The 13,700-nt window shown below is 59.4% G+C and carries 12 protein-coding genes and 4 pseudogenes; 9 read left to right on the top strand and 7 right to left on the bottom strand.

The features are described from left to right. Positions 1 to 427 precede the first annotated feature (427 nt). Positions 428 to 1,351, bottom strand: a complete 924-nt coding sequence (locus tag E7T06_RS14640; RefSeq protein ID WP_276605576.1) for an SDR family oxidoreductase — start codon at positions 1,349 to 1,351, stop codon at positions 428 to 430. Positions 1,352 to 1,555: 204 nt separating this feature from the next. Here E7T06_RS14640 and E7T06_RS14635 point away from each other — a divergent pair, with 204 nt between their 5' ends. Then, a complete protein-coding gene (locus tag E7T06_RS14635; protein ID WP_136366516.1) occupies positions 1,556 to 2,113 on the top strand; it encodes a TetR family transcriptional regulator in 558 nt (185 codons plus the stop codon). Positions 2,114 to 2,181: 68 nt separating this feature from the next. Here E7T06_RS14635 and E7T06_RS14630 read toward each other — a convergent pair. Beyond that, positions 2,182 to 2,894: pseudogene (locus tag E7T06_RS14630) on the bottom strand (IS6 family transposase). Positions 2,895 to 2,936: 42 nt separating this feature from the next. Then, complete coding sequence (locus E7T06_RS14625; RefSeq protein WP_136366515.1) at positions 2,937 to 3,392, bottom strand: NUDIX hydrolase; 456 nt, start codon at positions 3,390 to 3,392, stop codon at positions 2,937 to 2,939. Between the two features lie 179 nt (positions 3,393 to 3,571). Between E7T06_RS14625 and E7T06_RS14620 the strand changes: the two genes are divergently transcribed. From E7T06_RS14620 to E7T06_RS14610, 3 genes are all read left to right on the top strand, one after another. Then, positions 3,572 to 3,778 (top strand): hypothetical protein, encoded by a 207-nt coding sequence (locus tag E7T06_RS14620; protein ID WP_136366514.1) that lies wholly within the window; start codon positions 3,572 to 3,574, stop codon positions 3,776 to 3,778. Positions 3,779 to 4,312: 534 nt separating this feature from the next. Then, positions 4,313 to 6,043 (top strand): alkaline phosphatase PhoX, encoded by a 1,731-nt coding sequence (locus E7T06_RS14615; protein WP_136366513.1) that lies wholly within the window; start codon positions 4,313 to 4,315, stop codon positions 6,041 to 6,043. Continuing rightward, positions 6,040 to 6,372, top strand: a complete 333-nt coding sequence (locus E7T06_RS14610; protein WP_136366512.1) for a hypothetical protein — start codon at positions 6,040 to 6,042, stop codon at positions 6,370 to 6,372. Before E7T06_RS14615 ends, E7T06_RS14610 begins: the two co-directional genes overlap by 4 nt. Positions 6,373 to 6,520: 148 nt before the next feature. On the opposite strand, the gene E7T06_RS14605 is transcribed toward E7T06_RS14610, so the two are convergent. Beyond that, positions 6,521 to 7,024, bottom strand: coding sequence for a 5'-nucleotidase (locus tag E7T06_RS14605; RefSeq protein WP_240741082.1), 504 nt, complete (start codon positions 7,022 to 7,024; stop codon positions 6,521 to 6,523). Here E7T06_RS14605 and E7T06_RS14600 point away from each other — a divergent pair. Next, positions 6,923 to 7,597 carry an IS6 family transposase gene (locus E7T06_RS14600; protein WP_240741081.1) on the top strand — a complete coding sequence of 225 codons (675 nt, stop codon included), beginning with the start codon at positions 6,923 to 6,925 and terminating at the stop codon, positions 7,595 to 7,597. The two genes, E7T06_RS14605 and E7T06_RS14600, sit on opposite strands and share 102 nt — an antisense overlap. Before the next feature lie 280 nt (positions 7,598 to 7,877). On the opposite strand, the gene E7T06_RS21520 is transcribed toward E7T06_RS14600, so the two are convergent. Further along, the gene (locus tag E7T06_RS21520; protein ID WP_205750943.1) at positions 7,878 to 8,396 is read right to left on the bottom strand and encodes a winged helix-turn-helix domain-containing protein; all 519 of its coding nucleotides are present in this window, start codon (positions 8,394 to 8,396) and stop codon (positions 7,878 to 7,880) included. A 274-nt stretch (positions 8,397 to 8,670) separates the two neighbouring features. On the opposite strand from E7T06_RS21520, the gene E7T06_RS14590 reads away from it, so the two are divergent. Continuing rightward, positions 8,671 to 9,567, top strand: coding sequence for an SDR family oxidoreductase (locus tag E7T06_RS14590; RefSeq protein ID WP_136366509.1), 897 nt, complete (start codon positions 8,671 to 8,673; stop codon positions 9,565 to 9,567). 127 nt (positions 9,568 to 9,694) lie between these two features. On the opposite strand, the pseudogene E7T06_RS21870 reads toward E7T06_RS14590, so the two are convergent. Further along, positions 9,695 to 10,076: pseudogene (locus E7T06_RS21870) on the bottom strand (IS3 family transposase); the annotation flags it as partial. Here E7T06_RS21870 and E7T06_RS14580 point away from each other — a divergent pair. The 3 genes and pseudogenes from E7T06_RS14580 to E7T06_RS14570 form a co-directional block, all read left to right on the top strand. Continuing rightward, positions 10,058 to 10,465 (top strand): annotated as a pseudogene (locus E7T06_RS14580) (DDE-type integrase/transposase/recombinase); the annotation flags it as partial. The pseudogenes E7T06_RS21870 and E7T06_RS14580 sit on opposite strands and share 19 nt — an antisense overlap. 74 nt (positions 10,466 to 10,539) lie before the next feature. Next, a pseudogene (locus E7T06_RS14575) lies at positions 10,540 to 10,692 on the top strand (transposase); the annotation flags it as partial. 305 nt (positions 10,693 to 10,997) lie between these two features. Beyond that, positions 10,998 to 12,029 (top strand): IS110 family transposase, encoded by a 1,032-nt coding sequence (locus E7T06_RS14570; protein WP_240741080.1) that lies wholly within the window; start codon positions 10,998 to 11,000, stop codon positions 12,027 to 12,029. Between the two features lie 279 nt (positions 12,030 to 12,308). Here the strand turns inward: E7T06_RS14570 and E7T06_RS14565 are convergent, their stop codons facing one another. Continuing rightward, complete coding sequence (locus E7T06_RS14565) at positions 12,309 to 13,547, bottom strand: cytochrome P450 (protein ID WP_136366507.1); 1,239 nt, start codon at positions 13,545 to 13,547, stop codon at positions 12,309 to 12,311. Between the last annotated feature and the right edge of the window lie 153 nt (positions 13,548 to 13,700).

The following is a 13,700-nucleotide window of genomic DNA, read 5'->3' as shown; positions in this document are numbered from 1 at the left end:
TCATGGGGTGCCTCCTATAATCGGGGCTTAACTCCATGTGTGCAAAAGCGACTTAACCTCAATCACTGACTGTGACCGAATCCCAGGCCTGACCACACCCACAGTGCCCTGTCACAGGAAGTGTCAGGACGTCATCAGGATGTTCGACCATCTTCAGCATCTTGCCCGGGTGACCGGGTTGAGCGCCAGAAGACCGGCCGGTCTTCTGGCGCTCACTCTTCGGCGTCCACGGCTTGTCCTGGCTCGGCGGCTGATTCGAGGTTCTGCTGTTCAGCCCGAGACGCGCCTTGATGTCATGAAGCTCAGCAAGCACTGTGGCCAGCTGAGCTTCCAGTTTTTTGCAATTCGGGCAGGGATCGTCGGAGATGCCTCCAGCTTACCCGCTCAGCCATGTCTACGCCCCTGCTGAGTAGTAGCAAACATTTTTCTACGAACGATGACCCTGTTCTCCTGTGGTCGGTCCCAGTCTTGCCGAGTCAGGGGCTGATCCCAGGGTGCCGACGGGTTCGAGCCAGGGCGCGAGCAGCCGCTCGGAGAGCACCCACAAACGCTCCTGCGCGAATTGGTCATAGGCGAGCGGATTGGCGCGGGCCACCTTCTGCCTGAAGAAATACTGCCCGCTCACGCCGTTCACCGCTGGCGACGTGGCGAGGTAGAGACTGGTTCGGGCCCCCTGTTCAGCCGAGATGGCCGTGAGGTTGGCCGCCCAGCTGACCAGCCGATTTAGGCCGGTGGTCGTCTTGCCAAAGCCGGAGTTGATCACGCCGGGATGCAGAACGTTGCTGGTCACGCCGGTGCCCTGAAGCCGCCGCGCCAGCGCAAAGGCAAACAGCACGTTCATCAGCTTGCTCTGCCCGTAGGCCAGCCAGCCGGAGTACCCGGACTGATACTGAAGGTCGTCCCAGCGCATCCGGGCTAGGTTGTTGCCGCTCGAAGACACGCTGACGATCCGGGCACTCCCGGCGGCATTGAGACTGGGGCGAAGCAGATTGGACAGTAAAAAGTAGGTCAAATGATTGAAGGCGAAGGTGTATTCGAAGCCGTCTGCTGTGAGCAGCCGCCGGTCGAACAGACCGCCCGCGTTGTTGATCAGCACGTCAAGTCGGGGGTGGGCGGCGGTCACCTCCAGCGCGACGCGGCGCACGTCAGCCATGCTCGACAGATCGCCGACGAACAGTTCCGGGGCGGCGTCGCGACTGCGAGCCTGAAGTTCACCGAGCACCTGTCGGCCTTTGGCTTCGTCGCGGGAGGTAATCAGAACCCGGAAGCCCTGTCTTGCCAATTCGAGCGCCGCCACCTTGCCGATGCCGTTGGTCGCGCCTGTGATCAGGACGGTTTTTTGCGCTGTCATGCTCTGTGGTCGCGGGATCTGGTGTGTCGTCATATTGGGCAGCCTCGAATTGCAATGAAAATGACCTTGGGTCTGGAAGATGTCCCGCCCACCCCGATGGTGGATGGAGCCTCATAACCAACTGGTTACTTTGGCATTAGATCATGGCGGCACCAGTCTGTCAACTAACTTGTTAGATGAGAAAAATCTAGATATAGTCGAATCATGAAACGTGACGCCCAGGCCACCCGACAACGCATTCTTGAGGCAGCTACGGCGGAATTCTCTCGGTACGGCATTGCTGGCGCGAGGGTCGACCGGATCGCGGCGGCGTCTGGCAGTAACAAATCTCTAATCTACGTCTACTTCGAGAGTAAGGAAAACCTACTCCGGGTGGTGGCAGACGAACTGGTTAAGCACTATATTGAAAATGTGCGGCTCGATGTCCGTGACCTGCCTGAGTTTGCCGCCCAGATGTATGACCAGAACCAGGCATACCCGGAGGTCGTGCGGCTCCTGAGTTGGAACCGTCTCGAAAGTGGAGGAGCAGATCCCAGTGAGACATATGCCTATGAAGACGCTGGTGCCAAGGTTCGGTTGCTGGAACAGGCGCAGCAGGAGGGCGTTATCAACCGCCGCCTACCCCCTGCCCTCTTGCTTGAATTTATCGTTGCCCTCAGTCAGACCGGTATGCACACCGTTGGAGGGATGACCTCGCCCGACGATCAAGCTCAGCGTCGTCAGGCGATCAAGGACGCGGTTCAGCGCTTGGTGGAAAGCTAGACCACCTGATACGGTTGTGTTGCCTTAAGTTGGGTTCAGGTGTGAGGAGGGCAGGGGTGGCCTGAGATTCAGGCCACCCCTGCTGCGACGACTGACCACGTCTGGAACGCTTGTTTCTGATTTCTTCTTTGGGTAGCGGCGGAAACGCTCGTTCGGGAATGATGGTGAAGGTTCGTGATGCGGGCGTGCAACCCCAGGAATTCTTGAGCGCGTTTCCGTCGTCTGAATCCCTGCTGACTTCGCTCCTGTCGTCGTGTCGAGCGCTGTTCCTGCTCAAGAACAGTGTTGCCGCGGGCCGTGGAGATCACCTCCTGGTGGTCGACGTCAGCCAAGCTCGGCATGTCTCGGATCGCGGCTCCGTAACTCTAGAGCTGACCCGGTATGGATGACCTCTGGGACGTCGTATTCACCCAGCAATCTGGCGAGGAAGGTTTTCGCCGCTTCGGTATTTCGGTGCCGTTGAAGAAGAATGCCCTGCACGAAACCGTGCTCGTCTACCGCACGCCACAACCAATACCGGACACCAGCTTCCGTCGTACAGACATCAATCAAAGACCACCGGGAACCCCGCCGGGGTTCCCGGTGACGCAGTGCGTCAGCGAACAGGGAACTGAAGTTGATGCACCACTCGCGGAGGGTCTCGTGGCTGACTTGGAGGCCGCGCTGGTAGAGCAATTCTTGAACATCTCGGTCACTGAGCGGAAAGCGGTGGTACAGCTGTTTGGGCGTGCTGGATGATGGTCGTTGGGAATCGGTGGCGATAAGGTTTCGGCTCGGTCACGGCGGGTTAGCCTACCCCAACCTAGTTAAGGCAACACAACCCTTAGAGCAAAGTAAAAGGCGTCATGACGCCTTTTCGTTGCACTGCGCGCACCACGCCCCAACGTTGTGCGCGACGATCTTCCAGGGCTGCTTCAATATCGTGCACAATCTCCTGTGGCGGTTCTGCCATGGAACACCAGGTGAATGCCGCGATTTCGTCAGGATCCACAATGTGCGGCGTTCCAGACACGATCGTGGCTTGGAAAACATGTGCGAGGATATCTGGCCAACCCCCGCCTTGTAGCAGGTAGATGCCGATCACTTTTTCAATGTTGATCTCAAGTCCGGTTTCTTCGAAGGCTTCACGTATCGCCGCTTGCATGGGCGTTTCGCCAACTTCGACAATGCCACCAGGCGCGCCCCACTGGTGCGCTCCGTAATTCTGCTGAACGAGGAGAACTTCGCCATGAGCGTTAAAGACCAGCGATGCAGCACATTGGCGCAGTGGAAGTGTCATTCATCTAGCGTAGCCGAGGTTCGGTTTTGTCACCCCAAGCTGTGTGCCCACCCTGCAAGGCAGACACGGATGGATCCTGGATTGGGCGGGATGCTCATCAGAGACAACGCGACTCCTGTCCCTGAGCGATACTGCGTGCCCGCCTGAGCCCACGCTTGAGCAGGCGAAAGAGCCTCAGCATGCCCAAAGATAAAATTCCGACCTATCATCAAACCCACCCTCCAGATCTCGCCACCATTGAGGCCCTCAGACTTGAAGGCCTGCAACCCGCCGCTGGTCAAACCGTGGCCGCCCTGTTCAAACTGCGCACGGGTAATCGCGAACACCTTAGCGGCCTGTACCGACGAGCAGACGCCGTGCCCCTGCAGGTCAAAGAGTCCAGTTGAGCCTGCCAGCAGGAGGGCTGGAACAGGCATTGGCTGTCCGCGTCACCCAAGCTGTTCTGACTGCAGCAGCCTCAAGATCACCCCATTTCAGGCTGGCCTAGCCCAGACCCCAGCACCCAAAAGGATCGCTGGGCCGGGCCTTGATGTCTGCTTCGCCGTGGACTTTGGCGTGTTGCAAGGGCGAGAGAACCCAGGGTACAGCACACCAAGAGCCATTAACGGGCACAGGTCATGGCTAATTCTGCCGAAGGTGTCGCCCGCACAGAGGAGCAAAACCTACGCTGTTGGCCGTCCGTTGAGCGAGGCCAACCTCACTCGCTCTCTGCTAACGCTCGGCAGAACCGCCGCAACAAAGGTGGATTCACTGGCCCAGTGGAGCGACAGCAGACCGCTGCGTTCAAAAGTAGTGCTCTGTGTGCCCCCTTCAAGTACAGTTCGACAGCCGAACACAGCCTTGACTGCGTTTTGTTCGAGCTGACCGCCAGCTGACACCTCCATCATGCGGCCTTGACCTCTTGATATTAGGTTCTCAATATGACAAACCAAGGCCCATCCCTGATTGATGAACGCTCACCCGCCGTAGAGCAAAGCTTCTGGCACCGGTTGCTCGACCGTCAACTGACGCGCCGAGGCGCCATTGGTACTGCGGTGGCGACCGCTGCAGTCGCCGTCTTGCCCGTCACGATCAGCTCCGCCGAAGCGGCCGCCAACAACGGCGGCCCTGTCAGCACCGTCGATCCCAAAAGCGTCAACCCCCGCACCTATCCCCCCTTCCGCGCCATTCCTACCGGCCACGCCGATACCCTGACGCTGCCCACGGGCTTCCCCTTTCAGACTGTGGCCTCCTGGGGAGAAGTCTTCACGCTGGATGGCCGCGAAATCGGCTTCAACCATGACTTCATCGGTTACTTCCCCATCGATATGCTGGACGGCGGAACGAGCAGCACTGAAGCCCTGCTCACCATCAACCATGAATATGTCAATGCGCTGTTCGTCGGGGGCGACACCAAGAACCGCACCCCGGCCCAAATTGAGGCCGAGATGAAAGCCGTAGGCGTGAGCGTGGTGCGGGTTCGCAAAGAAGGCCGCGAGTGGAAGGTTGTCATGGATCCCCGCAACCGCCGCATCGACGCGCTGACCGACATCGAACTCACCGGCCCGGTGCGGGGCAGTGCCGCCGTGAAGGGCGCCACGATGGTCAAGGGCAGCGTCGGCAACTGTTCCGGTGGGCAGACCCCCTGGGGCACCCTGCTGACCTGCGAAGAAAACGTGGACGGCTACCAAAAGGCGTGGGAAGGCAGCGGCTACGAAGCCCTGCATCAGGGCTGGGTCACCGAAATCGATCCCTTTGACGCTGCCTGGAGGCCTAAAAAGCGCACCGCCATGGGCCGCTTCCGGCATGAAAACGTCGCCCTCACGGTGGCCAAAGACGGCCGTGTAGTGGGCTATATGGGCGACGATATGCAGGACGCCTGCGTGTACAAGTTCGTGAGCCGGGGCAAATACGACCCCGCCAACCGCGCTGCGAACCGTGATCTGCTGACCGAAGGCGACCTGTACGTGGCCAACTTCGGCAACGGCAGCTGGGTGCTGCTGGATTACGACAAGAATAAAAAGCTGCAAGAGGCCAAAAGCCCCGAAGGCAAGGCGCTGTTTGCCAGCCAAGCCGATGTGCTGGCGGATGCCCGCGCCAGCGCCCTTGCGGTGGGCGGCACGCCGGTTGACCGCCCCGAAGACATCGAAATTCACCCCAAAACAGGCGAGGTGTACGTGGCCTTGACCAACAATGCTAAGCACGGCAACTACTTCGGGCAGATCGTGAAATTCCGGGAAACCGGCGACGACTGGACGGCCAGCACCTTCCTCTGGGAAGTCTTTGCCGTGGGCGGCCCCCAGAGCGGTTTTGCCAGCCCCGACAACCTGGTGTTCGATCCTTACGGCAACCTCTGGATGGTCACGGACAACAGTGACCTGGCCACCAACCCCATTAAGGGGTATCACGGCAACAACGCCATGTTCTTCTTCGCCACCGAAGGCCCCAACGCAGGCCAGGCCCACCGCTTCGCCATCGGGCCAGTAGACGCAGAAATGACCGGCCCGGTGTTCTCGCCCGACGGCAAGACGTTGTTTTTATCGGTGCAGCACCCCGGCGAAGACAGCGAGAGCCTGGAGAAGCTGCGGTCCAACTTTGCGGCCAAACCCGGCAGCAACGTCCCTCGTCCGACCTTGGTGGCCATTGAAGGCTTCCCCGGGTGGCGGGCATGACGGCTGGCCTCACTCTGACGCCCAAAGCGCCGTGGATCGTGGGCCGCACGCCGCTGCTGGAGCACGCTGCCGCCGACTACCTGAATGAACTCACCCGGCAGACGCCCTGGCTCAAGGCCCGCCGGGAAGAGTTGTTGGAAGCTTTTGATGCTTATTTGGGCGAACCTGCGCCGCTGTTGGCCTACACCCCTGTGAGTGGCGAGGCTTGGACGCTGACTCTGCCCGAATCCGAACAGGCCGAAGCCGCCGAACTGCTGGCCGATTTCCGGGCCTACCTACATGATTGGGGTTGGCGGCCAGACAACTCTCTCGTAGAGTTGACCGAGTAAGAGCAGCGCTTGGCAGAAGAGCCTCAGAAACATTCCTGAGGCTCTTCTACAGGATTTAGAAAACTACTGGGATCAAGCGGACTTTGAGCCTTCTGAAAGAGAGGAGGAAGGGCATTGGCCCTTCCTCCTCTCCTGGCTTGTCCCGCTTTCAATCGAGGCGCGTGATCCGGCCCACTGCGGGCGCACTGATGGTGCTGCTCTGAAGGTAGCTGCGGAAAGCGTCGATATCGAGGTCGCCGCCGATTAGGTCTTTGCCCTGACGGAAGGTGGTGAAGCCGTCGCCCCCATCGGCCAGGAAGTTATTGACGGCGACGCGGTAGGTGGTAGCGGGATCAATCGGCGTGCCGTTCAGCACCAGTGCACTGACTTTTTCACCTTTGGATTTGCTGTTGTCCCAGGTGTAGGTGAAGCCCTGGCTGACTTGCAGGATGCGGTGTTGTCCGGCAGCAGGATTGTCGAACTGCTGTTCCAACGGTTGTGTTGCCTTAACTGGGCCGGGGTACGCTGACCGTCCGTGACCGACGCCAAGCCCTACCGCCACCGTTTCCCAATGACGATCATCCAGCACGCCGTGTGGTTGTACCACCGCTTTCCGCTCAGCTACCGGGACGTCCAAGAATTGCTGCACGGGCGCGGCATCGAGGTGAGTCACGAGACCCTCCGCGAATGGTGCATCAACTTCACCTCCCTGTTCGCGGAAGAACTGCGCCACCGGGAACCCCGCCGGGGTTCCCGGTGGCATCTGGACGAGGTGTGTACGAGCGTCGATGGCGTCCGACACTGGTTATGGAGGGCTGTCGACGAGCACGGTTTCGTGCTCGATATCTTGCTTCAACGGCACCGCGACACCGACGCTGCAAAGGCCTTCCTGACCCGGCTGCTGTGTGAATACGACGTTCCAGAGGTCATCCACACCGATCAGCTCCGGAGTTACGGAGCAGCCATCCGGGAGCTCCCGAGCTTGAGAGGGGTCAATCACCAGCAAGTGATTTCCACGGTGCGGTGCAACAACCTTGCCCTGCAAGAACACCGATCCACTCGACGACAGGAGCGAAGTCAGCAGGGGTTCAAGCGGCGAAAACGCGCTCAAGAGTTCCTGGGTTTGCACGCCCGCATCACGAATCTTCACCATCATTCCCGAACGAGCGTTTCCGCCTTGACCAGAAGAAAAAATCAAAAACAAGCGTTCCAGACGTGGTCAGCCATCGCGGCAGGTGTGGCCTGAGATTCAGGCCACACCTGCCCTCCCCATACCCAGCCCCGAATTAAGGCAACACAACCCCACCAAGAGATCGCCTGGAACGTGAGTCAAGAGGTGTTGAAAGAAGCCAATCACCTGGGGGCCTGTGAAGGCCCCGTGCTGCGTGTGCTGCAGAAACTGGCCGGCACTAGTGATCGCACCTAAGGTGGAGACCTTGTCCCAACTGGCTTTGCCGAAGACCACCGGGGTCTGCCCACGCAGAGCCCACGTCTGCTTCACGGTGCCTTTCAGACTGAACCCTACTTCATCGAGAAAGATCAGCGTCGCACCAGCAGCTACTTTTTTTCAGCTCCGCAACCGTGGTTTGAATCCAGGTCGCCACGGCGTCTGGATTCTGTTCCAGGGCGCGTTTGTCGGGCTTCTGACGTGAGAAGCCCATCTGGTGCAGGATGCGACGCACATGATCCCGGTGATGCCAGATGTTGAACTGCCGACCGATGACCTCCCTGACCCGCAGGGTCGTCCAACTCACGTCCGGGAAGCCGTGAACCTGCGCCCCTTCGTTGAGAAGTCGCTTCAGGGTCTCCCGTTGTTCTTGGGAGAGCGCTGACGCTCTCCCAGTGGTGACGGTGGCCTGCAGCGCGTCTGAGCCCTGCTGACGCAGGCGTTGTTTCCAGGTGCGGATGGTACCCATCGAAACCCCCAAAAACTCAGCAAGCTGCTTAGAGCTGTACTGTTGAGCCTCAAATAAGTGGAGGAAGTGCAGTCGACGTTCTTCGAGTTGAGCTCGTGTCAGGTGCGAAGGCTGCCAATGGTCGGTCACCCATACAATCTACCGTCTCCTACTTCAGCCGAGATCAATAATGGTAGTCCGTTGAGTTGTCTTGGTGATCCCAGAAACACGTTGTTTTTCGCGGCGTGGGTTGGTCGACCTCAGCGATGGACACGGCCCCTGGCTCGTTCATCAGGCTCAGTCAACGGACTACCAATAAGCAGCTCAAGCTGTTCGTGGCCGTTGCCGAGGAGCGGAACTTTTCATCACCTCTCTACAGGGTTTGCACCCAATACGACGCTCAACTCAAGAGGAGAATGACAGCATGCGAATTTTTGTTACTGGAGCGAGTGGATTTATCGGTTCTGCGGTGGTGCCCGAGCTGCTGGCTGCCGGTCATCAGGTGCTCGGCCTGGCGCGTTCGGACGAGTCAGCGGCAAAGCTCAGCGCGGCCGGGGCCGAGGTGCAGCGTGGCGCTCTGGACGATCTGGACAGCCTGCGAGATGCAGTCAGCTCGTCGGACGGCGTGATCCACCTGGCCTTCATTCACGACTTTTCCAATTACGCGGCCTCCATCCAGGCCGATGCGCAGGCCGTCAGGGTAATGCTGGACGCACTGGACGGGTCGGGCAAGCCCTTTGTGGGCACCTCCGGCACGTTGGGGCTTTCGCGGGGCCGCCTCGCCACGGAGGACGATGCGCCGTCTTCACAGAGTCTCCGCGCCGCCACCGAGGAGCTAGTGATTGCGGCGGCTGGGCGCGGAGTGCGCTCCAGCGTGATCCGCTTGTCGCCCACGGTTCACGGCGCGGGGGACTACGGCTTCGTGCACACCCTGATCGACATCGCCCGCCGCAGCGGGATGGCCGCTTACGTGGATGGTGGCGAGAACCGCTGGCCCGCCATCCACCGTCAGGACGCCGCGCGCCTGTACCGCCTCGCCCTGGAACGGGCCGCCCCCGGCACACGTCTGAACGGTGTGGCCGAGGAGGGCATCCCCATGCGCAACATCGCCGGAACGATTGGCGAGGGGCTCAGCCTGCCTGTCCGGAACATCTCTGGGAACGAGGCCCCCGCCCACTTCACCTGGCTGTCCACCTTCGTCTCGCTCGATAGCCCCGCCTCCAGCGCCATCACCCGCGAGACGCTAGGCTGGGAGCCCAAAGAAATAGGACTGCTCGAAGACATGCAGGCGCATTACTTTTTGTCGGTCGAGCCGGTCTGACGCGTTGTAAGCGCATCTTGCGCAAGCACATCAACCCTTTCGGGCGTTCCCACTTCGACCTCAGCCGCCTACGCTCCTGACCCAGCCACGGCTTGACTGGGCTTGAATCGGTTCTGCGCACATCTGGTTAAGCCACTTGAGCTTGGCGCTCAAACTCGTATGGTGTCAAGTCGTCCAGGGTCGAGTGGCGTCGGCGTCGATTGTAGAAGACTTCAATGTATTCAAAGATGGCTTGCCGCGCTACCGTTCGGCTTTCAAAGGGAGCAGTGTCCAGCAGCTCCCGTTTCAGGGAGCTGAAAAAGCTCTCTAGAACGCTGTTATCCCAGCACTTGCCCTTCCGGCTCATGCTCCCTTGCGCACCGATGCGCGTCAATTCGGCTTGAACAATTTTGCTGGCGTATTGACTTCCACGGCCCTGCGTGGTGGAGGAGACCAGGCGAAGGTTTCCTTGCGCCCACGGCCATCCGCAAGGCTGCTAAGGGTAAGGTCGCTCGATATTCTACTTCAACGCCACCGCGATACCGACGCTGCAAAGACCTTTCTGACGAGATTGCTTGGTGAATACGCTGTCCCTGAGGTCATTCATACGGATCAACTGCGGAGCTATGGAGCCGCAATTCAAGAGATTCCGAGCCTGGTGAACCTTGACCACCAACAGGTGATGAGTGACGCCCGCTGCAACAACATTCTTGAGCAAGAACATCGTTCAACACGGCGACACGAGCGAAGTCAGCAAGGATTTAAGCGGCGAAAACGCGCGCAGGAATTTCTGGGTCTGCACGCCCGAATTGAGAATCTTCACCATCACTCCCGAACCACCGTTTCCGCCTCCACCAGAAGAAACAATCAGAAGCAAGCATTCCAGACATGGGTAATGGTTGTGGTAGGGGTGGCCTGATCCTCAGGCCATCCCTGGGCTCCGCCTGCTGTACGCCAAGTTAAGGCAACACAGCCCCCATTCATATCCCCGGTGGGTTTGTGGTCTTGAAACGTAGATGGGTTGTCGAACGCACCTTCGCTTGGTTCGGGAAGTCGAGACGGATGAGCCGTGATTTCGAACCACTGGCGGAAACCACCGAAAACCTGGTCTATGAAGTGATGATTCGGCTCATGGCTCGCCGCCTCCCTACGAAGTGCAGGGTCCGTACCAGACGGACTTCCCTGGCCTCCACTCGTCTTGCTGACAGAGTTTTCAGACGCACTTTTATCTCTAGGTCGTGGCAACATTCCTGATCAGAATGAGCTGTCCGGCCAGTCCGGGTCAGCAAGCCAGTACGCACTTTTGGTCGTTCGAGACCGAGCTCTAGATCTGGCTGATCCGGGCGCTTTCTTGCAGACTGCACCCTATATCAGGCTTCGAGCCTGTAGATAAGAGCCAGTCCAAGTAAAGCAGAATTGACCTGACCACCCCACTTTTCGGGAGGTTTTTTATGGTTGTGGTTGGCATCGACATCGGCAAAGACGTGTTCTTTGCCCATCTGCGGACCGCTGAAGGCGGCCCACCGTTCACGCCTTGTGCCCTGCATGGCGTTGCAAACACGGTGTCTGGGTGCGCGCAACTGTTGGAATGGGCCGCGTCCCATGGGCACGCACCGTCTGACTTTCAAGTGGTGATGGAAGCCACGGGTGTGTACTGGGAGACCTGCGCGTTGACGCTCCACCAAGCGGGCTGCCAAGTGAGCGTGATCAACCCGGCGCAGATCAAGCTGTTTGCCCGATCGGTGTTGCGGCGCGGCAAGACCGACACGATGGACGCCGAGATCATTGCTCGGTATGGCGTGGTGATGCAGCCCAGCCCTTGGCAGCCTCCACTCGCCTCCACCGAAGAACTGAAGGTCTTGGTGCGGGAACGCGAAACCTTGCAGCACACCTTGACCCAGGAGCGCAACCGACTGCATGCCCTCCAGCACAAAGCTCGCAGCATCACCACAGTGGTGGCCTTGGTCCAACAACGGATTGATCTGCTCAAAGAGCAGATCACCGCCCTCGAAGGTGCCATGCACGCTCTCGTGGCTCTGAATCCGGCGCTTTCCGAACCGTTGAATCTGTTGTTGACGGTTCCGGGATACGGGTTCGTGACGGCAGTCAGCGTGCTCGCCGAGACTCAGAGCTTTCACGGCCTGCAGTCCAGCCGTCAACTTTTCGCCTACGCGGGCATTGCCCCAGCCCCACATCAATCGGGAGGAATGACGGGGCCAGCCCATATCTCGAAAACTGGCAACGCACATCTCCGTCGCACGGCGTACTTGGCCGCTGTCGGCGCCATGAAGTGCAAAGGGCCTGTGGGACAGTACTATCGTCAGCTTCGTGCACGGGGGAAGCCTGCAAAAGTCGCCCTGGTGGCTCTGGGTCGGAAATTGCTCGGGATCGGATTCGCAGTCGTCACCTCAGGGGTGCCGTACGACGAAGCGTTCGAAAGCAAGCGAAAAACGGCTGCCCAGACTCAGCAGGTACCCTGTTGATTCGCCCCTTGACGCCTCGCCTTTCAGACCCTATCTATTAGTACTCCGTTGAGTTGTCTTGGTGATCCCAGAAACACGTTGTTTTTCGCGGCGTGGGTTGGTCGACCTCAGCGACGGACACGGCCTCTGGCTCGTTCATCAGACTCAGTCAACGGACTACCACTATTGATCTCTGCCAAAGTTGACGACGCTTTTTGCTCTTTAGTTGTTGAAGTAGAACCAAAATTCCGCACTGGGACGATGCCCCTGCACTCATAGCGTCGCAGACTTGTGCAGAGATCAATAACTAGGGGTAAAACGCTCCACTGAGGTCTCCATTTCAAGCTCGAAGTCGCGGATTTCATAACTCATTAACTTCGGGCTAAAGGTAAGTTTCGGCGCACGCGTCATACGAATCGGCAGGCTCAGCAGGCGCTGCAGAAAATGATCGCTTTCATGGATGGCGAGAAACGCACCTGGACAACGGTGCGGGCCGTCCCCAAAACTCATCGCCTGAGGTTGTACGCCGCTCGGAAGGGCACGGTGCGGGCACAGTTCCAGCGGCGCGGCACCCACGGCGGCAGGATCGGCGTTGGCTGTGCGGATGTCCAGCACGATGCGGGCCCCCGCCGGAATCGTCTGTGTGACGCCGCCCTGCTCAATCTGGATCTCGGTCTCAGCGCGGCGCAGCAGGGTGACACCGACAGGCTCCAGCCGGAGGATCTCGTGGAGCAGGCGGTGGCGGGTGGCCTGGTTCCCGGCCAGATACTCGCGGCGGAGAGCCTCATCTTCTAACAGGTGCCAGGCAGCGACACAGATAAATTCTCGGGTGGTCAGCATGCCCGCCGTCGCGTAGGTGATACACTCCACCATAATTTCAAGGTCGCTGCGCCCCTTGCTCAGGAGGTGGCTGATGACGTCCTCCCGGGGAACCTTGCGGCGCGCCACAATGGCCGGACGGACATCCATCCAGTAAAAGCGCATCATGCGCAGCAGTCCTTTGGTCTGATTGGTGGTCTCGGCCAGACGCGAAAGTTGTCCCGCATCATCGCTCAACTCTTTAAGGAGGTCGTCGATGCGCCGGGCCATTCCGGGCCGCCGGGAGTCGGTCAGGCCGATGACCTGCGCACCCACTTCAACCGCGAGCTGCATGGTGAGGTCGCTGAGATCCGCCTTGCCGGCCAGCATGAGCTCGCCGATGATGCTTCCAGTCAAGGTGCCAATCAGCGCGCCATACGATTCGTTCACAGTCTTGGGTGTGAAGTACTTGGCGATCGCCGTACGCTGCTCGCGGTGTGACACACCGTCCTGAAAGATCACAGAAGGATAAAGGCGCTTGACGAGCACATTGTCGGTGGCGACACCCTGACGGACGCGTTCATCGTCGCGGAGCAGTTGGCGCACGGCGGCGTAAGAGCGCACGTGCCACACCTCGCCCTGACGTTCGAGATCAAGGGGAAGGTGGTCATGACCGAAGCCAGTCTTGCGCTGGTTGATGTCGTGAGGAAAGGGGCAATGGGGTGTGGGATCGATCGTCATACCTGAGACCTCCAGAGAACTTTATGATTTATAGAGTATCATAAGATCCTCAGTGTCTCATATCGTGATGACAATTCAGAGCTGCAGGCGCTAGCCCACCAACCGCCTCAACCACGGACGAGTGGACGACGGGTATACTGACCAAACTATCGA

Source organism: Deinococcus sp. Arct2-2, assembly GCF_004801315.1.
Lineage (GTDB): Bacteria > Deinococcota > Deinococci > Deinococcales > Deinococcaceae > Deinococcus.
The sequence above is the reverse complement of the archived record's forward strand: the minus strand, read 5'-3'. Positions and strand labels throughout refer to the sequence as shown.

Excerpts from the sequence above, each read along its gene's own strand:
- E7T06_RS14570 (WP_240741080.1), top strand. The coding sequence starts at position 10,998 with ATGGTTGTGGTTGGCATCGACATCGGCAAAGACGTGTTCTTTGCCCAT.
- E7T06_RS14615 (WP_136366513.1), top strand. The coding sequence starts at position 4,313 with ATGACAAACCAAGGCCCATCCCTGATTGATGAACGCTCACCCGCCGTA.
- E7T06_RS14600 (WP_240741081.1), top strand. The coding sequence starts at position 6,923 with ATGACGATCATCCAGCACGCCGTGTGGTTGTACCACCGCTTTCCGCTC.
- E7T06_RS14620 (WP_136366514.1), top strand. The coding sequence starts at position 3,572 with ATGCCCAAAGATAAAATTCCGACCTATCATCAAACCCACCCTCCAGAT.
- E7T06_RS14590 (WP_136366509.1), top strand. The coding sequence starts at position 8,671 with ATGCGAATTTTTGTTACTGGAGCGAGTGGATTTATCGGTTCTGCGGTG.
- E7T06_RS14565 (WP_136366507.1), bottom strand. The coding sequence starts at position 13,547 with ATGACGATCGATCCCACACCCCATTGCCCCTTTCCTCACGACATCAAC.
- E7T06_RS14610 (WP_136366512.1), top strand. The coding sequence starts at position 6,040 with ATGACGGCTGGCCTCACTCTGACGCCCAAAGCGCCGTGGATCGTGGGC.
- E7T06_RS14635 (WP_136366516.1), top strand. The coding sequence starts at position 1,556 with ATGAAACGTGACGCCCAGGCCACCCGACAACGCATTCTTGAGGCAGCT.
- E7T06_RS14625 (WP_136366515.1), bottom strand. The coding sequence starts at position 3,392 with ATGACACTTCCACTGCGCCAATGTGCTGCATCGCTGGTCTTTAACGCT.
- E7T06_RS14640 (WP_276605576.1), bottom strand. The coding sequence starts at position 1,351 with ATGACAGCGCAAAAAACCGTCCTGATCACAGGCGCGACCAACGGCATC.